Below are 20,695 nucleotides of genomic sequence, written 5' to 3'. Positions count from 1 at the left end.
ATGGACCCATGAGGGAAACCCGACTCTCGACCGCGGGCCTGCGCGAGGCCATCGACCGCAGTGGCTACTACCCCGACCTGGTGGCCGACGCCGTCGAATCCGCCCTGGGCAAGGAGCAGGTGGACGCCTACGTGGTGCACCACGAAGCCACCTTCGACCCCGCCATGGAGGTGCGCCGGCACGTCACCGTCCTGGTGCTCTCGCCCACCCGCCTGCTGGTCTGCCACACCGACGAGCACCCGGCGGTGGAAGGAGTCTCGGCGTCCCACGCCTCCACGACCACCGAGGCCGTGCTCCTGCGCCGGATCCAGTCCGTGGCCGTCACCCGCGTGGTCCCCGATCCCGCCTCCTACGTCCCGGGCGTGCCCCCCACCGAGGTCACGCTCACCATCGGCTGGGGGGCGATCTCCCACATCGACCTCGAGCCGGCCGCCTGCGGCGACGAGAACTGCGAGGCCGACCACGGCTACACCGGCGCGGTCACGGCCGACGACCTCTCCCTGCGGGTGAGCGAGGCCGCCGACGGCCCCGAGGCCGTCTCCCACGTGCTCGCCTTCGCCAAGGCGCTGTCGGAGGCCACCGCCCGCGCCGCCGCCTCGTGAGCCCCCTCGTCCCGGCGTACGGCGAGGCGTCGCTGGCCGACCTGTCCTCCTCGCTCCTGGCCGTGCTGGGGATGGACGGCGCCAACCCGCTGGGGCTCGCCCCCGCCGACCGGGTGCTGCTCTTCCTCGTCGACGGCCTGGGCGCGGAGCTGCTGCGGGCCCATCCCGAGGCGGCCCCCTTCCTGTCGTCGCGGGCGGGCCGGACGCTGACCGCGGGCTTCCCCGCCACCACGGCGACCAGCCTGGGCACGCTCGGCACCGGCCTGCCGCCGGGCGAGCACGGCATGCTGGGCTACCAGCTGGCCGTCCCAGGGGCGGGCTACCTGTTCAACTGCCTGCGCTGGACCGCGTTCGGGCCGCTGATCGCGCCCGAGGAGTGGCAGCCCACCGCGACCGTCTTCGAGCGCGCCGCGGCGGCCGGGATCAGCACCAGTTACGTGGCCCCGGCCCAGTTCGAGGGCACCGGCTTCAACCAGGCCGTCTACCGGGGCGTCCGCTTCGTGGGCGCCGACGCGGTCGACGACCGGGTCGAGGGGGTCCGCCGGGCCCTGGCCGAGCCCCGCGCGCACGTCACCGTCTACTACGGCGACCTCGACGCCGCCGGCCACATGCGCGGCTGGGGCTCCCCCGAGTGGCTCGACCAGCTCGCCCGGGTCGACCGGATGGCCGAGCGCCTGGCCGGGACCCTCCCGCCCGGGTCGGCGATGTACGTCACCGCCGACCACGGCATGGTCAACGCCACCGACCGGATCGACGCCGACGCCGTCCCCGCCCTGCGCGAGGGCGTCGCCCTGCTGGGCGGCGAGGCCAGGGCCCGCCACGTCTACGCCGCGCCGGGGGCGGCCGGAGCCGTGCTGGAGTCCTGGCGGGGCGTCCTGGGGGACGCGGCCTGGGTGGCCTCGCGGGAGGAGGCGGTCGAGTCCGGCTGGTTCGGTCCCCGCGTCCGCCCGGAGTGGCTGCCCAGGATCGGCGACGTGGTCGCCGTGCCGCGGGCCGGGACCGTCGTCGTCGCCTCGGACGCCGAGCCGCTGGAGTCGTCGTTCACCGGCTACCACGGCTCCCTGACCCCCGCCGAACAGTACGTCCCGCTCCTGGAGGTGAGCACCCGGTGAGCCCGCTGATCACTCCCGGAGACCTGGCCGCGCTGCCCGCGGCGTCCGTCCTCGACGTGCGCTGGGCGCTCGGCGGCCCGCCCGGGATCGAGTCCTACCGGCAGGGGCACGTCCCCGGCGCGGTCTTCTGCGACCTGGAGGCCGACCTCGCCGCGCCCCCGGGCCCGGAGGGACGCCACCCCCTGCCGGAGGCCGGCCGCTTCCAGGACGCGATGCGCCGCCTCGGCGTCTCCGGCTCCCGGCCCGTCGTGGTCTACGACGACGCCGGCTCCACGGCCGCCGCCCGGGCCTGGTGGACGTTGCGCTACTTCGGCCATCCCGACGTCCGGGTCCTCGACGGGGGCCTGCGCGCCTGGACCTCCGAGGGGCGTCCCGTCTCGGTCGAGGCGCCCGAGCCGCCGCCCGGTGACTTCACCGCCCGCCCGGGGGGCATGCCCGTGCTCGACGCCGCCGCGGCCGCGGAGCTGGCCGCCGACGGGATCCTGCTGGACGCCCGCGCCGCCGAGCGCTACCGGGGGGAGGTCGAGCCGGTCGATCCGGTCGCCGGGCACGTCCCCGGGGCGGTCAGCGCCCCCACGACGGAGAACCTCGACCCGTCCGGGCGCTTCCACCGGCCGCACTTCCTGCGGGAGAGGTTCAACACCCTCGGGGCGGTGCCCGGCATCGCGGTGGGGACCTACTGCGGTTCCGGTGTGACGGCCGCCCACCAGGTCCTGGCGCTGGAGGTCGCGGGCATCCCGGCCTCCCTCTACGTCGGGTCCTGGTCCAACTGGGTGGCCGACCCCTCCCGGCCGGTCGCCACCGGCTGATCCCCGTACCCGAAGCAGGCGAACCCGGCCGTCCCCGTCCGTCCGGCCGCCGCGGCCAGCGCCGCCGCGGGCGGGCGCCCGGCGGCCAGCAGGCCGTGGAAGACCGTCATCAGCGCCAGGGTCTCGTCGTCGCGCACCGGGACCAGGCCCGCCACCACGCACCGCGTGCCCGACGACAGGAACGCCCCCGCCAGCCCCAGCGGCGTCCCGTCGGCGGGGGCGTGCGCCATCCCCGCGTCGCACGCCGACAGCACCACCAGCTCCGGCGGCGTGCGGATCCGGAGCAGGTCGTAGGCCATGAGGCGGCCGTCGTCGAGGTCGATGCCGGACAGCAGCGGGCTGCGCGCGCTGAACGTCCCGTGGGCCGCCAGGTGCGCCACGCCGGCCCGCTCCAGCGCCGCCAGGACCGTGTGCCGGGCCGCGGGGACCAGCTCGGTCCCCGGACGGCGCGCGGCCACCATGCGGACCTCCGTCTCGGCGCAGCGCAGACCGGGGCCGGCCACCGCCGCGGTCCCTCCGCCCGTGCCTCCTCCCGGGGGTACGGCACGCCACGCGGCCAGCCAGGCGGAGGCGCTCGGCGCGACGGTCACCGGTCGGTCCGCGTTCGACGGGAGCACCGGCCAGGGCAGGGTGTGCAGCGGCCCGGCGGGCACGATCACCAGTGGCCGGTCGCCCAGGCGGGGGAGCAGCGGGCCGAGGAGCAGCCGCTCCACCGCCGCCGCCTCCGCGGTCAGGCCGGGCGCGTCCCCGTCGAGCAGGTGCCTGCGGCGCAGGCCGTACCGGAGCCGGACGGTGGCCTCGGCGGCGGCAGCGAGGGAGCCCAGGCGGCGCAGCAGGACCCTGTCGGGTGTGACCGCGACGACGGCCAGCTCGTCGCCGTGGCGGACGAACTCGACCAGCGCGGCCTCGCCCAGCGCCGCACGCAGTTCCTCCGGACCGGGTACGGCACCGTGACCCGTTTCCGCGGCCCTCCGAACGCCCCGGGTGGCACCTGCGGGTGACTGGTCCCCGTACTGCACGCTCCTCGCGCCGACCGGGTCCCCGTACTCCGCGCTCTCCGCGCCCGCCGGGTCCCCGCAGCCTGCGATCCCCGTGCGCACCGGGCCCCGGCCCTCGGAAGAGCCTGCGGTGCCTGCGAAGCCCTCGAGGCCGACGGCGCCGCCGGTGGCCGCCCGCCACCGCTCCGCCCAGGCCAGCACCGTCCGGGCCCGGCCGGTCCGGAGGGCGAGGGCCAGGCCCAGCGCCGCCAGCGGCTCACCCCGGCGGGCGGCGCGGACCCGCTCCAGGGGGTCCCGCGACCGGACCGCGTCCGCTCCGGCGGCCGCCAGCCCCGCCCGGGCCGCGGCGAGCGCTCCCCGCCGGTCGCCCGCCGCGGCCCGGCGCAGCGCGGTCGCGTGGTGGGCGACGGGGCCGCGGCCGGAGGAGGCCAGGAGGCCGAGCAGTCCCTCGGCGGTCCGTTCGTCGCCCAGCCGGAGCGCGAGTTCGGCGGTGGCGAGCCGCAACGGCGCCGACGGGTGGCCCGCCCCGTCGAGCCCGGCCGCGCACGCCAGCATCTCGGCGACCAGCCGGTCTCCCGCGACGGGGTCGGCGGCCTCACCGAGTTCCAGCCGGGCGCTGAGCGCGATCTCGGTGGTGAGCGGGACCAGGAGCGCGCGTTCCTGGCGGATCAGTCCGGCCCGGGCCGCCTCGGCGCTCCGCAGGGCGCGGCGTGGGTCGCCGGTGGCCAGCTCGACCCGGGCGAGCATCAGGCGCGCCTCCGCGAGGGCCGTCTCCGCGCCCGCCGCCTCCAGTTCCGGCACCGCCTGGTCCAGCAGCACCCGCGCCTCACCGGGCAGCTGGGCCGAGACCAGGGCCTCGGCCAGGTCGCAGCGGACGGTGGCCAGCCGTTCCGGATAGTCGGACAGGATCCGCTCCGCCCGCCGGTAGGCGGTGAACGCCGCGGGCAGATCACCGCGCCGGGCGGCGAGGAACGGCAGGTTGCCCTCCGCCAGCGCGAGCACGTGGTCCAGCCCGGCTGCCCCGGCCAGCCCGGCGCTCCGCGTCAGATCGGCTTCGGCCGCCGCGAACTCCCCGAGGTACACGCGGGCGAGCCCCCGGTTCAGCGTCGCCCCGGCCAGGAAGGCGGGGTCCTCGCCGAGCACGCCCTCGGCGCGGTCGCAGTGGCGGACCGCCTCGTCGTAGCGGCCCAGCCGGACCAGGGCCGAGGCGCGGTTCACGCCGAGCCTGCCCGCCTCGACCGGGGTGAGGTACGGCTCGGCGGCCGCCGCGATCGTCAGGGCCTCGGCCGGATGGCCGAGCTCGGTCCTGACGTGGACGAGGGATAGCCGGGCCTGCGCGGCGCGGTGGGGCAGACCGGCGGAGAGCGCGATCCGCTCGGCGCGGCGCAGGTGCTCCTCGGCCAGGTGCAGGTCGCCCAGCTCGCGCGCGGCCAGCGCCAGCGCGCGGTGCGCGACCGCGGCGGCCTCCTCCCGGGCCCCGGCGTCCAGGACGGCGCGGGCCAGTGCGCGGGCCCGGCCGGGATCGCTGCCGGAGAGGCGGACCGCCCGCTCGGCCGCAGCGACGGCATCGGTGGCGGTGTCCATGGCGGTGCCCATGGCGGTGTCCATGGCGGTGTCCGCGGCGACGGCCGCCGTGACAGTGATGGTGACGGCGTCGGTGCCGGCCTCCGTGGTGACGACCGTCGAGATGACGGTGGCGGCATCGGTGGAGATTTCGGCGGAGGTGTCCGTGGTGACGGCCTCGTCCGGGGCCGGGCCCTTCCGGACGGCGGTTTCCGGCACGGCGGGCGGGCCGAGGGGAACGGCGGTCATTCAGGCCGGACCCGGGTCCAGCTGGTGGCGACGGGCGGATGACCCGGGCGGTGGCACACCACGCTGAACCAGCCGGGAGGCAGGCCGACGACGGCGAACTGCCCCGTGGGGGAGAGCTCTCGCGACTCGGTCAGGCAGGGGGTGCGGACCTCCGCCCGCGCTCCCGCCCCCGGGGGAGGGCAGACCCGTCCGGCCAGATCGACCAGGCCTCCGGAGGAGTCGACGTCCAGATCGACGGTGAGCCCGTCCGCGCCGAAGCGGAGCAGGCGGGCCCGTCCGGTGGAGCGGATGCCGGAGGGCGCGGGCACGGCCAGCGGCCGGGCCGTGGCGGCGCCGGGGAGCCGCAGGCCGAAGGCCGCCCGGGCGGTGGCCGCGACCTCGTCGGGTACGGGGTCGTGCCCCGAGGCCAGGCGGAGGGCGGCGATCAGGAACTCGTCGTCGGAGGAGGGGCCGAAGGAGGAGGGCGAGCGCGTCATGACGCAGCCTCCTGCGGGACGAGCAGGGAGCGGAGCCGGTCGAGACAGCGGCGCCGGGTCGGGCCGTAGCTGCCGGTGGGCATGCCCAGGCGTCCGGCCAGCTGGTGGACGCCCGCGTCGGGGGCCGCGGCCATGAGGCGGAACAGCGACCGGCAGGGCTCGTCCATGCTCTCCACGGCCCGCCACAGTCGGCGGCCCTCGTCGGCGGTCAGCACGGCCAGCACCGGATCCGCGGAGTGCCCGGCGCCGACCGGATCGGCGGGCTCGACCGGTTCCGCGGTCAGCTGCTCGCCCCGGGTCCGTCTCAGCAGGAGGGCGGCCTCGCGCCTGGCCGTGGTGCACAGCCACGAGGAGATCCGCTCCGGATCGCGGATGCCGGGCAGGCTCTCGACGAGCCGCAGCCACGTCCCCTGCACGACGTCGGACGCGTCCGCCGCGCTCAGCCCGTGGGCGCGGACCACGGACCACACCAGGGGGCCGAAGTGCTTGACCACCACGTCCCAGGCGTCCTGGTCTCCCGCCAGCACGGCCTCGATCGTGTGCTGGTCGACCACCGGCGCCTCCGTCCCCGCCGGGCACCCGGAGTGCCCGCCTGATCACTTCGGGTGGAGACTTTACCTTGGGAGGGGGACGGCGGTCCCCAGATCGGAGATCTTCCGGGTGCCGCGCGGGTCGAGGACGCGGGCCACGGCCTCCTTCGGCGCCACGTCCCGGGCGGCCGCGGCGACGGCCCCGGCCACCACGGCGGCGGCGAAGGAGGTGCCGCTCCAGCGCGCATAGCCGCGGAAGGCCCCGTACTCCAGGAAGGCGCTGGTCAGCCACTCGCCCTGGGCGCAGGCGTCCACCCACGGGCCGTAGGCCGAGAAGGGCGCCCGGTCCTCCTCCGCGGCGTCCAGGGCGCCCACGGCGACCACCTCCGGCAGCGCGGCGGGCCAGAACGGGCGGTCCGAGGCGGTGTTGCCGGCGCAGGCGACCACCGCCGTGCCGGCCAGCCCGCCCAGTGCCGCCTCCACCAGAGGGGAGGGCCGGTCGTCGAAGGTGTGGCAGCCGAAGGAGAGGTTGAGCACCTGCGGCGGGTCGGCGCGGAGCCGGGCCAGCGCCCGCAGCAGCCCCGCCTCGTCGCCGACGCCGTGCCCGTCCAGCACCTGGAGGGGGTGGAGTCGGGCTCCGGGGGCCGATCGCAGGACCAGCCCGGCGACGAAGGTGCCGTGCCCCGCCTGGGCGTCCAGCACGCCGTCGCCGTCCGCGTCGGGGGCCTCGCCGAGCTCGCGCCGCCGCTCCAGGAACCAGGGGCTCTTCTCCCACCACGGGTGCGCGGTCAGGCAGGTGTCGAGCACCGCCACGGTCACGGGGTCCTCGTCCGGAGGCGAGGGAGGGAGGGGCGCGGACGCCGGGGCGGCCGGGAAGGGGCGGGACGCCGGGCCGCCGAAGAAGAGGGGCTGGCCCATCAGGATGTGGTTGGGGGAGGCCCGGTGGCCCCGGTCGCGGACCATGGCCGTCAGGTCGCAGACGTCCACGCCGGGCGAGAGCCGTATCCGGAAGACCCCGTCGGCCTCCGCCGCCGCGGCGGTCCACCGGGAGACGGCCTCCATCCCGGCCGCGTCGGTGAGCAGCTGACCCGCCCTGATCAGGGCCGGCGAGCCCGGGACGGGTTCGACCCGCACGATGTCGGCGTCCATCTGGTCCTCCGGTGTCGGTCACCGCGTCGGTGGAAATCCTCTTCTCCGACCATGCCCCACACGGATCGCCGGGGAGCGGAAGCGGGGATTTCTTTCCGTCGGCCCCGTCTCCCGAGGCGTTCCCGAACGGGAACACCAGATCGAGTTCGGCGGTGGTCACGGTAATGCATTCGCAAAGCCCGGTAAAGAAACGGAACGGACTCCTCGGATCGAAACGGTACGGCCCGCCCGCCGCGATACGAGAGACACTCGCGACGCACCATCTCGGCATGACCCCCCTCTGGTGCGACGTCGCGACCGACGGTAGTCTCTCCTACAGTCACTTGTGATCATCCGCGCACGAGGCCGTTGGGGAAGGCGCACCTCGTACGAAACGGGAGGTCCGGTGTCTGCTCGTGGCGTGCTTTACGTCCACTCGGCTCAGCCCGCGCTGTGCCCTCATATCGAATGGGCGGTCGCGGGTGTCCTTGGCGTGCCCGTAGACCTGACGTGGACGCCGCAGCCCGCCGCGCCGGGCCATGTGCGCGCACAGGCCGAGTGGGAGGGGCGGGTGGGGACGGCCGCGGCCATCACCTCCTCGCTGATGGGCTGGCAGCGGATCCGCTTCGAGGTCACCGAGGACGCCTCCCCGGGCTCCGACGGGTCCCGCCACGCCTACACTCCGACGCTCGGCGCCTTCACGGCGGTGATCGGGGCCACGGGCGACATCCTCGTGCCCGAGGACCGGCTGCGCTCCGCCATGCTGCTGGCCCGCCAGGGCCGGGTGGTCCTGGAGGAGGAGCTGGACCGGCTGCTCGGCAAGCAGTGGGACGAGGAGCTCGAATCCTTCCGCTACGCCGGAGAGGGCGCCCCGGTCCGCTGGCTGCACGCCGCCGTCTGAGGCCGGATCCGCCGTCTCCTCCTCCCGCGCCTCACCCGCACCTCATCGGTCCCTGGAGCGCTCCGGAGGCGTTCCGCCGTGCCGGGAGCCCGTGACCGCCCCCGGGCCGGTGCCGCCCGGTGGGAAACGCCGACGGCCCCGCACGGAGCGATCCGTGCGGGGCCGTCGGCCGTCAGGGGTGTTACAGGGGGATGTTGCCGTGGGCGCCGCGGGCGGGAGTGGCCTGGGCGAGGATCTTGGCGATGGCGCCGCGGGTCTCCTCGGGCTTGATCACCTCGTCCACCACGCCGAGCTCGATGGCCCGGTCCAGGCCGCCCGCGAGGACCTCGTGCTCCTCGGCGAGCCGCGCCTCCAGGGCCGAGCGCTCCTCCTCCGGAGCCGCCGCGATCTCGCGGCGCTTGAGGATGCGCACCGCGGCCAGCGCGCCCATCACCGCCACCTGGGTGGTCGGCCAGGCGAACACCTTGGTCGCTCCCAGGGAACGGGAGTTCATCGCGATGTAGGCGCCGCCGTAGGCCTTGCGGGTCACCAGGGTGACCCTCGGCACGGAGGCCTCGGCGAAGGCGTGCAGCAGCTTGGCACCGCGGCGCACCACGCCGTCGTGCTCCTGGCCGACCCCGGGCAGGTATCCGGGCACGTCCACCAGCACGATCAGCGGCACCCCGAAGGCATCGCACATGCGCACGAAGCGGGCGGCCTTCTCGGCGGAGGCGGAGTCCAGGCAGCCGCCCAGCCGCATGGGATTGTTGGCGATCACCCCGACGGTCCGGCCCCCGAGGCGGCCCAGCGTGGTGACGATGTTCGGCGCCCACTTGGGGTGCAGCTCCACCCCGGGCTCGTCCAGCAGGCCCTTGACGAGGGGCTTGACGTCGTAGGCGCGGCGGACGTTCTCCGGCAGCAGGCCGGAGAAGTCGACCTCCTCGACCTCGGTGCGGATGCGGCCCTGGTGGCCCAGGAGCACGGCCAGCCGGCGGGCCTGCAGGTAGGCGTCGGTCTCGCTCTTGGCGACCACGTGCACGACGCCGCTGCGCTTGCTGTGCGGCTCCGGGCCGCCGAGCGCGGCCATGTCGATCTGCTCACCGGTGACGCTGCGGACCACGTCGGGCCCGGTGACGAAGATGCGGCCCTCCTGGGCCAGGATCACGATGTCGGTCAGCGCCGGGCCGTACGCCGCGCCGCCGGCGGCGGGGCCGACGACCACGGAGAGCTGCGGGATCACACCGGAGGCGCGGGTCATCGCGGCGAACACGCGGCCGACGGCGTGCAGGGACTCGACGCCCTCGGCCAGGCGGGCGCCACCGGAGTGCCACACGCCGACGACCGGGACCCGCTCGCGGACCGCGACGTCGTAGGCGTGCACGATGTGCTCGCAGCCCTCGCTGCCCATGGCGCCGCCCTGGACGCGGGCGTCGCTGCAGAACACGACGACGGGCACGCCCTCCATGCGGCCCATCGCGGCGAGCACACCGCTGCGGTCCACCGGCGTGATCAGCCGGATCGACCCCTCGTCGAGGAGGGCGGCCAGGCGCACCTGGGGATCGCGCGGATCGGCGGCCTCCTCGGCGGCCTGGGCGGTCTCGGCGACCCCGGTGCCTTCGGCGGATCTGTTCTCGAGCACAGTCATGGCGGGCTCCTGTCAGAGGCTGGTGAAGGCGACGGCGACGTCGTGTCCGCCGAACCCGAAGGAGTTGTTGATCGCGGCGATCTGGCCGTCCGGCAGCTTGCGCGGGGTACCGAGCACGAGGTCCACCTCGATGCCGTCGTCGAGGTCGTCCACGTTGATGGTGCCGGGGGCGATCCGCTCGTGCAGTGCGAGGACGGTGAAGACCGACTCGATGCCGCCGGCGCCGCCGAGCAGGTGGCCGGTCATCGACTTGGTGCCGGTCACCAGCGGGTGGCCGCCGATGACCTCCTTGATCGCGACGGTCTCCACCACGTCGCCCGCGGGGGTGGAGGTGGCGTGCGCGTTGACGTGCTTGATGTCCTGGCCGGTGAGACCGGAGTTCGCCAGGGCCCGGCGCATGGCCAGCATGACCCCGGCTCCGGTCGGCTCCGGCTGCGCGATGTGGTGGGCGTCGGCCGAGTAGCCGACGCCCGCGGCGACGGCGTAGACCTTGGCGCCGCGGGCCCGGGCGTGCTCCTCGGACTCCAGCACGACGATGCCCGCGCCCTCGCCGAGCACGAACCCGTCCCGGCTCCTGTCCCAGGGGCGGGAGGCGCCCTGCGGGTCGTCGTTGCGGGTGGACATGGCGCGCATCGCGGCGAACGATCCGATGTTCAGCGGGTGGATGGCCGCCTCGGTGCCACCGGCCACGACCACGTCGGCCCGGCCCGAGCGGATCATCTCGATGGCGTAGCCGATCGACTCGGCGCCGGTGGCGCAGGCGCTGACGGTGGCGTGCACGCCGGCCCGGGCCCCGACCTCGATGCCGATCCAGCCCGCGGGGCCGTTCGGCATCAGCATCGGGACGGTGAACGGCGAGAGCCGCTGCCAGCCCTTCTCCTTGAAGGTGTCGTAGGCGGCGAGGATCGTGGTGATGCCGCCGATCCCGCTGCCCACGACGACGCCGAGCCGCTCGGCGTCGACCTTCTCGATCCCGGCGTCGGCCCAGGCCTCGCGGGCCGCCACGAGCGCGAGCTGCTCGGCCCGGTCCAGCCGCCGTGCCTCCGGCCGGGGCAGCACCTCGGTCGGGTCCACGGCGGCGAAGGCGGCGAACTTCACCGGGACGGAGTCGGCCCAGTCCTCGGTGATGGTGCGTACCCCGGACCGACCGGCGAGGAGCGCCGACCAGGTCGAGGCGACATCTCCACCGAGGGGCGTCGTCGCGCCGAGCCCGGTGACGACGACACGTACCTGGTCTTTACTCACGTTCTGCGCTCCTTGTTCGTGCGGTCCGAGGGTGCGGTCGGGGACGGCCCCCGTCAGCCCTGGATGAAGTTGATGACGTCCTTGACGGTCTTGAGGTGCTTGAGCTGGTCGTCGGGGATCTCGACGCCGAACTCGTCCTGGGCGGCGACGGCGATCTCGACCATGGACAGCGAGTCGATGTCGAGGTCGTCCACGAAGTTCTTCTCCGGGGTGACCTCGGCGGCCGGGATGCCGGTGATCTCGTTGATGATCTTGCCGATACCAGCGAGGATCTCCTGCTCGGTCATGGCCATGTCGCGTGTTCTCCTTGGGGTCGGTTTCTTCTCGGTCCGCGCGGCGGGGCCGCGCAGGTCTCAGGGGGTCTTCTCAGGGGATCTCGACGACCTGACCGGCGTAGGTCAGGCCGGCGCCGAAGCCGAGCAGCAGGGCGAGCCCGCCCGAGGGCACCTCGCCGCGCTCGATCATCCGGGACAGGGCCATCGGGATCGAGGCGGCGGAGGTGTTGCCCGCCAGCACGATGTCCTTGGCGACGACGGCGTTGTCGGCGCCGATCCTGCGGGCGATGGCCTCGATGATGCGCACGTTCGCCTGGTGGGGCACGAAGGCCGCGAGCTCGGCGGGGTCCACCCCGGCACGCTCGCACGCCTGCCTGGCCACCGGGTGGAGCGCGGTGGTCGCCCAGCGGAACACGGTCTGGCCTTCCTGCTGGAGGAAGGAGTGGCGGTCCTTGACCATGATCGCGTCGGCCTTGTCGCCGGCGCTGCCCCAGACCACCGGGCCGATGCCGGGGGTGTCGGACGGGCCGACGACCGCGGCGCCCGCGCCGTCGGCGAAGATCACCGCGGTGCTCCGGTCGGTCCAGTCGATCCAGGGGGAGAACCTCTCGGTGCCGATGACCAGCACGTTGGTGGCCGACCCCGCGCGGATCGCGTCGTTGGCGACCGCCAGGGCGTAGCAGAAACCCGAGCAGGCGGTGTTCACGTCGAGCGCGCCGGGGGCGTCGATGCCGAGCCGGGTGGCGACCCTGCCCGCGGCGTTGGGGATCTGCGTCTCCATGGTGCAGGTGGCGACGATCACCAGGTCGACGTCGGAGGCGGGCAGCCCGCTCGCGGCGAGGGCCTTGCCGCCGGCCTGCACGGCCAGGTCGATCTCGGTCTCGGCCTCGGCGATCCGCCGCTCCTGGATGCCGACCCTGCTCCGGATCCACTCGTCGCTGGTCTCCATCGTCTTCGACAGGTCGTCGTTGGTGACCACCTTGGACGGCTGGTAGTGGCCGAAGGCCAGGATCTTCGCGCCGGGGGCGCCCTGCGAGACCTTCATCCGTCGATCAGCTCCTCGTTCGCCGTACGGGCCGTTCGCGCCACCGCACCGGTTCCGCCGGGTGCGCACCGGTTCACTGCAGGACCGCCCGGGCGGCGTCCAGGTCGTCGGGGGTCTTCAGCGCCACGGTGGCCACGCCCCGGAGGGCGCGCTTGGCCAGACCCGTGAGCGTGCCCCCGGGGAGCAGCTCGACCATCGCGGTGACGCCCCGGTCGGCCATCGTGGCCATGCAGGCGTCCCAGCGCACGGGGTTGGCGACCTGGTTGATCAGCCGCTCCAGGAACTCGCCGCCGTCGGCTACCACGGCGCCGTCGGCGTTGGACAGCAGGGCGACGGACGGGTCGCGAGGGGTGATCGAGGCGACGACCTCGCGCAGGTGGTCGACGGCCGGAGCCATGTGGGAGGTGTGGAACGCCCCCGCGACCGAGAGCGGGATCAGCCGGGCCCGCGCGGGCGGTTCGGCCCTGAACTCCTCCAGCCGCTCCAGGGTGCCGCCGGCCACGATCTGGCCGGCGCCGTTGATGTTGGCCGGGGTGAGCCCGTGCTTGTCGATCGCGGCGAGCACGTCGTCCTCGACGCCGCCGAGCACCGCGACCATGCCGGTCTCGGTCACCCCGGCGGCCTTGGCCATGGCCTGGCCGCGCTCGCGCACCAGGGTCAGGGCCTGCTCGGGGGTGAGGACCCCGGCCAGGACCGCGGCGGTCAGCTCGCCGACGCTGTGGCCCGCGACGAGGCCGGGCCTGAGCGCGCCCTCCGCCCCCGCGGACGGGTCGAGCGGGACGCCGAGGGCCTCGGCGGCGGCCAGGCCGGCGGCCACGAGCAGCGGCTGGGCCACGGCGGTGTCACGGATCGCATCCGCGTCGGCGGTGGTCCCGCAGGCGATCAGATCGAGGCCGACGACCTCGGACCAGGCGGACAGCCGGTCCGCCAGGCCGGGTATCTCAAGCCATGGGGTCAGGAAGCCTGGGGTCTGGGCGCCTTGGCCCGGAGCGACGATGACGAGCACGAAATCCAGCCTGCCCTGTAGAAGTTAGCCACATGGATAGAGATCCGAACGAACTTGGTCCACAGTTTTTTGTAGGAAACCTACGGCAGAGGTTTCGCCCGGGTTAAGTAAGGGGCGATTAGATCGCGGACGTTTCGGACAGCCGTCCGAGGATGAGGCCCACCTGCAGGGTGAACGCCGAGCGGCCCTCCGTCGGTTGGTATCCGGTCAACTCCGTGATCTTACGCAGCCGGTAGCGGACCGTGTTCGGATGTACGAAGAGTAACCGAGCCGTCGCTTCGAGCGATGTACCTTGCTCCAGATACGTGGCGAGCGTGTCGAGCAGCGGGGTGCCGACCAGCGGCAGGTAGACGTTCTGGATCAGCTGGCTCCTGGCGGCCTCGTCGCCGTCGATGGCCCGTTCGGCGAGCAGGTCCTCGGAGTGGACCGGCCGGGGGGCGTCCGGCCATCCGGCGGCGGCGCGCAGGCCCGCGATCGCCGCCCGCGCCGAGCTGGCCGCGGTGTGCAGGTCGCTCACCTCGGGGCCGATCACGATCGGTCCGGGGCCGAAGCGCGGCACCACGTGCCTGGCCGCCGCGTTGACGCTGTCGGCGCCGCCCACGATCACGATCAGCTGGTCGCCCTGGACCCCGGCCAGCATGTCCATCCCGGCCCGGCGGCCCCGGTCGCGCAGGCCGTCGATCACCGCCTGGGGGTCGTCGTCGGGCGCCCGCCCGGCGAGCACGACCACCGGGGAGGAGGTCCAGCCCAGCGCGGCGGCCCACGAGTGCAGGCCGTCGTCCACCTCGCCGCGGACCAGCGCGTCCACGATCAGCGCCTCCAGGCGGGCGTCCCAGGCTCCGCGGGCCTCCGCCTCGCGGGCGTAGACGTGGGCGGCGGCGAAGGCGACGTCGCGCGTGTAGCGGAGCATCGCCTGCTCCAGCTGGTCCTCCCCGCCCGGCGCGGCCAGCTCCCCGGTCCGGGCCTCGACCACCTCGACCACGATCCGGACGATGTCCACGGTCTGCTGCAGCGAGATCGACCGCTTCAGCTCCCGGGGGGCGGTGCCGAAGAACTCGATGCTGGGCGTGGGGCGCCCCTCGCCGGCGTGCTGGAACCACTCCACGAAGGCGGCGATCCCGGCCTGCGCGACCAGCCCGACCCAGGACCTGTCCTCGGCGGACAGGACGCGGAACCACGGCAGCCGGTCTTCCATCCTGGCCATGGCCGCCGTGCCCAGGGTGCCCATGGCCCGTTCCAGCCTGCGCGTGGTGTCCTCGCGGATCTGATCGTTCACGCAATAAGAGTGCCAGGTCGACCGGGATGCGGGAGCCGCGCGGCCGCCGTCGCGGGCGGAGCGGCCCCGCCGTAGGGCACCCGTACGGTGCGGTGCGGCGGGAGCCTAGATGACGGCCACGGCGGTGATCAGGCCGATGGCCACGTGCGTGACGGCCAGCAGGCGGGTGCCGGGCTGGAGGTCGGGCTCGGCGACCAGTTCGCGGACGGAGATGCCGGCGACCTTGTCGAAGGCGATCATCCCCACGGTCTGCACGGCGATGCCGACCAGCCCGAAGACGGCGGTGGCCAGCAGGCCCTCCTGCAGGGCGCCCCCGGAGGACCAGATCGAGGCCGCGACGATCAGGCCCACGGCGGCCAGCCCGGAGGTGGTGAGCAGGGTCGCGTTGGGGTTGCGGTCGGTCTTGATCAGCTGGCTCAGCTTGCCGGGGATGGCCAGGTCGATCACGTAGAAGCCGATGATCAGCAGGATCACGCCGAGCACCGCGTAGCAGGCGATGGCGAGCGAGCCCCGTCCGAGGAGCTCGGCGAGGGAGATGGTCTGCTCGCCGATCGGCGTGGGGAGCGGGACCGGCTGCGGGCTGGGGCTCATGTGGTTCTCTCCGTGCTGTGGGGTTCGGTGTGCTTGGGAAGATCGGAGGGCGCGGCCTGCGCGGCCTACGGTCCGATGCGGTGCGGGACGAAGGACGAGGTGTTGTCGGTGATCAGCCCGGAGGTCTCCCGGATGCCCAGGCCCGCGGCCTCGTCGCAGACCACCCAGGCGCCGAGCACCGGCCGCTGGCCGTCGAAGACCGGCAGGGGCTCGAACGCCTGGTGGACGTAGCCCTCGGAGCCGTAGCCGCCGCCGGTCCGCACGGTCCCGTCCGGGCCGGTGATGCTCATGCCCGCGCCCTCCCGGCCCAGCAGCGGCTTGGCGATGTGCGCGGGCAGGTCGCGGGGGCCGTCGAGGTAGGCGGGCAGCAGGCTCGGGTGGCCGGGGTACAGCTCCCAGAGGATCGCGAGCAGCGCCTTGTTCGACAGCAGCATCTTCCACAGCGGTTCGATCCAGGTCATCGAGACCTGCTGGCGTACGGCGTCGGCCCCGAACGGGTCGGCGACCGCCCACTCCCACGGGTAGAGCTTGCACAGGGTCCGGATCACCCGGCCCTCCACGTCGACGAAACGGAGGTTGAGCGGGTCCCAGCCGATGTCCTCCATGGCCACCGAGACGGTCGCGAGCCCCGCCTGGTCGGCGGTCTCCTGGAGGTAGGCGAGGGTCATCGCCTCCTCGCCGGTCTCGTCCATGGCGGTCCAGGCGAAGTGCGCGGGCCCGGTGGGCAGTTCGGCCGCGAGCCGCCGCCACCGGTCGATCAGCCGCTCGTGGATGGAGTTCCACTGGTCGCCGCCGGGGTGGACGTCCTGCAGCCAGAACCACTGCACGACGGAGCTCTCCAGCAGACTGGTCGGCGTGTCGGCGTTGTACTCCAGCAGCTTGGCCGGGCCCGTGCCGTCGTAGCGCAGGTCGAAGCGGCCGTACAGGTGCGGGTCGCGCCGCTCCCAGGAGCGGGCGATCTCCGGCGCGACCCACTCGGGGATCGCGAAGTCGCGGTAGCGGCCGGCGGCGATGACGTGCTCCACCGCGTGCAGGCACATCCGGTGCAGCTCGTCGACCTGCTCCTCCAGGGCCAGGACCTCGTCCATGGAGAAGACGTAGTGCACGCTCTCGTCCCAGTAGGGGCGGCCGAGGCCGCCGGGGTGGGCCGAGCGGTGGTAGGCCAGGCCGTGGCCCTCGATGGTCTTCTCCCAGCCGTCGCGGGGAGGCGAGCTCTCGCGTCTCATGGCCGGGGGGTCAGCCGCCGCTGGAGCCGCGGCCGCCGAAACCGCCGCGCTGGATCACGGTGCCCTTGCCGCGGCTGACGATGCTGACGTCGGAGGGCTTGACGGTGGTGCCTCTGGCCACCCGGGCGCCGGTCCGGACGCCGCCGTAGTACCAGCCGTAGGCGCCGTGGGAGCCGTGGTAGCGGACGGTGCCGTCGTCGTCGCAGTAGTCCTCGTCCACGACCTCGTAGGAGCCGTCGGGCAGCCGGTTGTCGAGGTTGACGCAGTCGGCCCCGACCTCCTCGTAGTCGTCCTGCGCCGCGCACGCGCCGACGATGAGCAGTGAGACGACGGTGATCCCGGAGATCACTATGGCCTTGGACGTCTTGCCGCCCGGCTCCAGCCGAGCGGGTTTGCGCGGGGGTTTCCGGGCCATCGGGTGTTTCTGCGCCATCGAGCTCCAATGCGAAGTGTCGAGACAGGGTATCCGCGGTCTTTTGACTGTTCAACCGGTTGAAGGTGCCCGAAGGTTCCCTTTTCGCGTGGAGTGTCGGTGGCGGCGCGTACCGTCGGAGTGTGAACCGTACCGATCGGCTCTACGCCCTGGTCGAGGAACTGCGCGCGGCCTCGCCCCGGCCTCGCTCCGCGCGGGAGCTCGCGGCCGGGTTCGAGGTGAGCGTGCGCACGGTCGAGCGCGACATCTCCGCGCTCCAGCAGTCCGGGGTGCCGATCTACGCCGAGCCCGGCAGGCGCGGCGGTTACGTGCTGGACAAGAGCATGTCGCTGCCGCCGCTCAACTTCACCCCCGCCGAGGCGGTCGCGGTGGCCGTGGCGCTCAGCGAGGCCTCCGGCAGCCCCTTCGCCCTGCACGCCCGCAGCGCCCTGCGCAAGCTGGTGGCCGCGATGCCCGCACCGGAGGGGGAGCGGGCCAGGCTGCTGGCCGCCCGGGTCCACCTGCTCGCCGAGCCGGAGCCGTACCCCCGGGTGTCCCGGGTGATCGAGCAGGCGCTGCTGCACCGGCGTGTGCTGGTGATCGACTACACCGACGTCAAGGGCGAGGCGACCCGCCGGGAGGTGGAGCCCGCCGTCTTCGTGGGCGGTCGCGGCGGCCACTGGTATCTCGTGGGGTGGTGCCGGCTCCGCCGCGACGCCCGGATCTTCCGGCTCGACCGGATCGCCAGGGCGGAGGAGACCGACGAGCCCTCGCCCGAGCACCCGCCGGAGCGGTTCGCGCCGCAGGTGCCGGGACTGGTCTTCGGAAATCCGGAACTGGATTGAAAACACCGACATAGGGTTGTCGCCGGGCCGGTTCATCGTAGAGGTGTTCGAGGAAATCGCTCCGAGAGGGACACCTGATGATCAACACCGTCGCCTGGTTCGAGATCGCCACCGACGACCCGCAGGGCGCGGAGAAGTTCTACGGCGAGCTGTTCGGCTGGTCCTTCGCCACCGACGAGGGGTCGGCGAAGAACGGCATGGACTACCGGCTCGTCGGCTACCCCGGCGGCGACGGGCCCAGGGGCGGCCTGTACGCCAGCGGTGGGGCGTTCCCCGGCCACGCGGTCTTCTCCGTGGTCGTCGCCGACACCGAGGCCGCCTGCGCGCGGGTGGAGAGCCTGGGCGGGGAGGTCGTCCGCAAGGTCGTCGGCAACGAGCACGGCCCCGACTTCGCCTACGTCCGCGACGTCTCGGGCAACCTGTTCGGCGTCTTCACCCCGCCGGGCGCGGCGGCCGGGGCGTGACCGCCGGGGCGGCCGGTGCTCCGGGCGCCCCGGATCCGCTCCGTGGGCGCGCACCGGCCCGCCCGCGGAGTGGCAGGCCGTCCTCCGGGTCCGTTCCGCGGGCGCACACGGGCCGCGGAGTCGCAGGCGGCCCTCCGGGTCCGTTCCGCGGGCGCGCGCGGCGGGCCCTCACCGGTCGGCGCGGGAGGGGCCCGGCCGGTCGCCGAGGGCGAGGAGCACCTCGCGCAGGAGGCCGGCCAGGGTCTGCGCGGCGGGTCCGGGCACGTCCGCGAAGAGGTCCCGGTGGGCCCTGCCGGTCGCCGCGACGAGCTCCTCGGTCAGCCGGACGCCCTCGGGGGTCAGGCGGACCCAGGAGCTGCGCCCGTCGGCGGGGTCGGGCTCGCGCTCGGCGAGCCCGGCGGAGGTGAGCCGCTGCAGGATGTTGCTGGTGCCGCCGGTGGTGAGCGAGGACAGGGAGGCGAGCCGGCCGGGCTTGAGGCGGTACGGGGCGCCGGCCCGCCGCAGCGTCGCCAGGACGTCGAAGTCGGCGTAGGTCAGGCCGTATCCGCCGAGCACGGCCTGGGTGGCCTCCTCGATGCGGTGCTTCAGCCGGGCGACCCGCTTGACGATCTCCAGCTCGACGGTCGCGGCCCCCGGCAGCTCGGCCTGCCAGGCCGCGACCAGCTCGTCGACCCGGTCCATCTCTCCCCTTGCCATGGGGTTGAGGGTATCCCTCCGGCCTGATAGCTTTCAGAAAAGCTTTTCTGATTGCTATCGAAAAAGGGGTTGCCGTGCGTCTGCTCATCACCGGCGGAACCGTGATCGACACCGAACCGGAGCCGCGGACCCTGCCCGAGGCCGACGTGCTCGTCGAGGACGGGGTGATCGCCGCCGTCGGCCCGGGGCTCGGCGCCTCCGCCGCGCGGCCCGCCGACCGGACGATCGACGCCACCGGGATGCTCGTGCTCCCCGGATTCGTCGACACCCACCGCCACCTCTGGCAGAGCGCCCTGCGCGCCGCCGCGGCCGACGCGACGCTCGGCGACTACCTCGCGCTCGTGCTCGGCCGCCTCGCCCCCGCCTACCGGCCCGAGGACGTCCACGCCGCCGGCCTGTGGGGCGCGCTGGAGGCGCTCGACGCCGGGGTCACCACCGTCTTCGACTGGTCGCACATCCAGTCCACCCCGGAGCACACCGACGCCGCGATCCAGGCCCTGCGGGACTCCGGCATCCGGGCGGTCTTCGGATACGCCCACCCCGCCCCCGGCGCGCGCCGGGAGGACGAGGTACGGCGCACCGCCGCGCTGCTCGGCACGTCCGGCCAGGTCACCCCGGCCCTCGCGGCCATGGGGCCGGTCTACGGGCCGCCGGACGAGGCACGGGCCGACTGGCGGCTCGCCCGCGAACTCGGGCTCCGGGTCAGCCTGCACGCGACCGGGACCGGCGCGGCCGAACGGCTGCACGACGCCGGGCTGCTCGGCCCGGACACCGTGTTCGTGCACGGCAACGGGTTCACCGACGAGGCCGTGAAGCTGATCGCCGACAGCGGGGCCGCCGCCTCCGTGGCACCGGCGGTGGAGATGCAGATGGGGCACGGCCATCCGGAGACCGGCAGGTTCCGGCGGGCCGGGATCCCCACCGGGCTCGGCGTCGACACGGTGGTGGACGTTCCGGGGGACATGTTCGCCGTCATGCGCGCCGCGTTCGCGGCCGAGCGGGTGCGCGGGGGCGCCCTGACCGCCGCCGAGGTGCTCCGGATGGCCACGATCGAGGGGGCGGCCGTGCTGGGCCTGGAGGACCGGGTCGGCTCGCTGCGCCCCGGCAAGCAGGCCGACCTGGTGCTGCTGCGCACCGGCACGCCCCGCCTGGCCCCGGTCCACGACCCGGTCGGCGCGGTGGTCACCGCCGCCGGGCCGGGCGACGTGGACACCGTACTGGTCGCCGGACGGGTCGTGAAGCGGGCGGGCCGGCTGCTCCACCCGGATCTGCCCGCCGTGCTCGACCGGGTGTCCCGCTCGGCGGCCCGGCTCGCGGCGGCGGCCGGGACGGGTGCCTGACCTCCTCCCGGGCGCCGGGCCGCACCGGGGAGGACGTCACGACGGCCGGATCCGGTCCGCGGCGACGACCACGACGACGCCCAGGACCGCCAGGATCAGGTTCGCGAAGATCTCGTATCCGGCGAAGAAGTCCACCCGCTCGACGACCACGCGGTTGAAGAAGTTGAGGAACGGGCTCATGAACGGCTGGACGGCCACCTGGTCGATGGTTCCGCTGACGCCCTGGAGGACCAGGAGGACCCCCAGCGCCTGGATGGGACTGCGCATGAGCCGACGGTAGGA

22 protein-coding genes are annotated in these 20,695 nt (G+C 74.4%); 7 read left to right on the top strand and 15 right to left on the bottom strand.

What is annotated here, in order from left to right:
- The first annotated feature begins 8 nt into the window (after positions 1–8).
- The 3 genes from HS048_RS28425 to HS048_RS28415 are packed head-to-tail and all read left to right on the top strand — an operon-like array spanning position 9 to position 2,523.
- Entirely contained in the window at positions 9–602 is a 594-nt protein-coding gene (locus HS048_RS28425) for a DUF5998 family protein (protein WP_068898669.1), read from the top strand.
- The gene (locus HS048_RS28420) at positions 599–1,714 is read left to right on the top strand and encodes an alkaline phosphatase family protein (RefSeq protein WP_068898667.1); all 1,116 of its coding nucleotides are present in this window, start codon (positions 599–601) and stop codon (positions 1,712–1,714) included. Before HS048_RS28425 ends, HS048_RS28420 begins: the two co-directional genes overlap by 4 nt.
- Positions 1,711–2,523 (top strand): sulfurtransferase, encoded by an 813-nt coding sequence (locus HS048_RS28415; RefSeq protein WP_068898665.1) that lies wholly within the window; start codon positions 1,711–1,713, stop codon positions 2,521–2,523. The genes HS048_RS28420 and HS048_RS28415 overlap by 4 nt, the downstream gene beginning before the upstream one ends.
- Here the strand turns inward: HS048_RS28415 and HS048_RS28410 are convergent.
- Genes HS048_RS28410 through HS048_RS28395 form a run of 4 tightly spaced genes read right to left on the bottom strand, consistent with a single transcriptional unit; the run spans position 2,463 to position 7,488 of the window.
- Positions 2,463–5,333, bottom strand: coding sequence for a CHAT domain-containing protein (locus HS048_RS28410; RefSeq protein WP_196469208.1), 2,871 nt, complete (start codon positions 5,331–5,333; stop codon positions 2,463–2,465). The two genes, HS048_RS28415 and HS048_RS28410, sit on opposite strands and share 61 nt — an antisense overlap.
- Positions 5,330–5,809, bottom strand: coding sequence for a hypothetical protein (locus HS048_RS28405; RefSeq protein ID WP_196469207.1), 480 nt, complete (start codon positions 5,807–5,809; stop codon positions 5,330–5,332). Before HS048_RS28405 ends, HS048_RS28410 begins: the two co-directional genes overlap by 4 nt.
- Positions 5,806–6,363 (bottom strand): RNA polymerase sigma factor, encoded by a 558-nt coding sequence (locus tag HS048_RS28400; RefSeq protein WP_068898660.1) that lies wholly within the window; start codon positions 6,361–6,363, stop codon positions 5,806–5,808. The genes HS048_RS28405 and HS048_RS28400 overlap by 4 nt, the downstream gene beginning before the upstream one ends.
- A gap of 60 nt (positions 6,364–6,423) precedes the next feature.
- Positions 6,424–7,488, bottom strand: a complete 1,065-nt coding sequence (locus HS048_RS28395) for a S8/S53 family peptidase (protein ID WP_196469206.1) — start codon at positions 7,486–7,488, stop codon at positions 6,424–6,426.
- A 385-nt stretch (positions 7,489–7,873) separates the two neighbouring features.
- Here HS048_RS28395 and HS048_RS28390 point away from each other — a divergent pair, with 385 nt between their 5' ends.
- Positions 7,874–8,368 carry a DUF3145 domain-containing protein gene (locus HS048_RS28390; RefSeq protein ID WP_068898656.1) on the top strand — a complete coding sequence of 165 codons (495 nt, stop codon included), beginning with the start codon at positions 7,874–7,876 and terminating at the stop codon, positions 8,366–8,368.
- A 181-nt stretch (positions 8,369–8,549) separates the two neighbouring features.
- On the opposite strand, the gene HS048_RS28385 is transcribed toward HS048_RS28390, so the two are convergent.
- The 9 genes from HS048_RS28385 to HS048_RS28345 form a co-directional block, all read right to left on the bottom strand.
- Entirely contained in the window at positions 8,550–9,992 is a 1,443-nt protein-coding gene (locus tag HS048_RS28385) for an acyl-CoA carboxylase subunit beta (protein WP_196469205.1), read from the bottom strand.
- A gap of 12 nt (positions 9,993–10,004) precedes the next feature.
- Positions 10,005–11,237 carry a beta-ketoacyl-ACP synthase II gene (gene fabF / locus HS048_RS28380; RefSeq protein WP_068898654.1) on the bottom strand — a complete coding sequence of 411 codons (1,233 nt, stop codon included), beginning with the start codon at positions 11,235–11,237 and terminating at the stop codon, positions 10,005–10,007.
- A gap of 53 nt (positions 11,238–11,290) precedes the next feature.
- Positions 11,291–11,530 (bottom strand): acyl carrier protein, encoded by a 240-nt coding sequence (locus HS048_RS28375; RefSeq protein ID WP_068898652.1) that lies wholly within the window; start codon positions 11,528–11,530, stop codon positions 11,291–11,293.
- A gap of 73 nt (positions 11,531–11,603) precedes the next feature.
- Positions 11,604–12,557 (bottom strand): beta-ketoacyl-ACP synthase III, encoded by a 954-nt coding sequence (locus tag HS048_RS28370; RefSeq protein ID WP_068898650.1) that lies wholly within the window; start codon positions 12,555–12,557, stop codon positions 11,604–11,606.
- 73 nt (positions 12,558–12,630) lie between these two features.
- The gene (locus HS048_RS28365; RefSeq protein WP_068898648.1) at positions 12,631–13,563 is read right to left on the bottom strand and encodes an ACP S-malonyltransferase; all 933 of its coding nucleotides are present in this window, start codon (positions 13,561–13,563) and stop codon (positions 12,631–12,633) included.
- A 118-nt stretch (positions 13,564–13,681) separates the two neighbouring features.
- Positions 13,682–14,791 (bottom strand): CdaR family transcriptional regulator, encoded by a 1,110-nt coding sequence (locus HS048_RS28360; RefSeq protein WP_068898935.1) that lies wholly within the window; start codon positions 14,789–14,791, stop codon positions 13,682–13,684.
- A 153-nt stretch (positions 14,792–14,944) separates the two neighbouring features.
- Positions 14,945–15,430: a DUF350 domain-containing protein gene (locus HS048_RS28355; protein ID WP_084008556.1), complete on the bottom strand. Its 486-nt coding sequence runs from the start codon at positions 15,428–15,430 to the stop codon at positions 14,945–14,947.
- 65 nt (positions 15,431–15,495) lie between these two features.
- Positions 15,496–16,656, bottom strand: coding sequence for a glutathionylspermidine synthase family protein (locus tag HS048_RS28350; protein WP_196469204.1), 1,161 nt, complete (start codon positions 16,654–16,656; stop codon positions 15,496–15,498).
- Positions 16,657–16,666: 10 nt separating this feature from the next.
- Positions 16,667–17,089, bottom strand: a complete 423-nt coding sequence (locus HS048_RS28345; RefSeq protein ID WP_230881906.1) for a hypothetical protein — start codon at positions 17,087–17,089, stop codon at positions 16,667–16,669.
- A gap of 122 nt (positions 17,090–17,211) precedes the next feature.
- Here HS048_RS28345 and HS048_RS28340 point away from each other — a divergent pair, with 122 nt between their 5' ends.
- Both HS048_RS28340 and HS048_RS28335 read left to right on the top strand, forming a co-directional pair.
- Positions 17,212–17,913 (top strand): YafY family protein, encoded by a 702-nt coding sequence (locus tag HS048_RS28340; RefSeq protein ID WP_068898642.1) that lies wholly within the window; start codon positions 17,212–17,214, stop codon positions 17,911–17,913.
- 77 nt (positions 17,914–17,990) lie between these two features.
- Positions 17,991–18,377, top strand: coding sequence for a VOC family protein (locus tag HS048_RS28335; protein WP_068898640.1), 387 nt, complete (start codon positions 17,991–17,993; stop codon positions 18,375–18,377).
- A 168-nt stretch (positions 18,378–18,545) separates the two neighbouring features.
- Here the strand turns inward: HS048_RS28335 and HS048_RS28330 are convergent, their stop codons facing one another.
- Positions 18,546–19,073 carry a MarR family winged helix-turn-helix transcriptional regulator gene (locus tag HS048_RS28330; protein ID WP_068898638.1) on the bottom strand — a complete coding sequence of 176 codons (528 nt, stop codon included), beginning with the start codon at positions 19,071–19,073 and terminating at the stop codon, positions 18,546–18,548.
- A 74-nt stretch (positions 19,074–19,147) separates the two neighbouring features.
- On the opposite strand from HS048_RS28330, the gene HS048_RS28325 reads away from it, so the two are divergent.
- The gene (locus HS048_RS28325) at positions 19,148–20,413 is read left to right on the top strand and encodes an amidohydrolase family protein (protein WP_196469203.1); all 1,266 of its coding nucleotides are present in this window, start codon (positions 19,148–19,150) and stop codon (positions 20,411–20,413) included.
- Positions 20,414–20,449: 36 nt separating this feature from the next.
- Here HS048_RS28325 and HS048_RS28320 read toward each other — a convergent pair whose 3' ends face one another.
- Complete coding sequence (locus HS048_RS28320) at positions 20,450–20,680, bottom strand: hypothetical protein (RefSeq protein ID WP_068898634.1); 231 nt, start codon at positions 20,678–20,680, stop codon at positions 20,450–20,452.
- Positions 20,681–20,695 lie beyond the last annotated feature (15 nt).

Source organism: Planomonospora sp. ID91781, assembly GCF_015711595.1.
GTDB classification, from domain to species: Bacteria; Actinomycetota; Actinomycetes; order Streptosporangiales; family Streptosporangiaceae; genus Planomonospora; species Planomonospora parontospora.
Note: the sequence above shows the minus strand (reverse complement) of the source record. Positions and strands in the feature narration are given on the sequence as shown.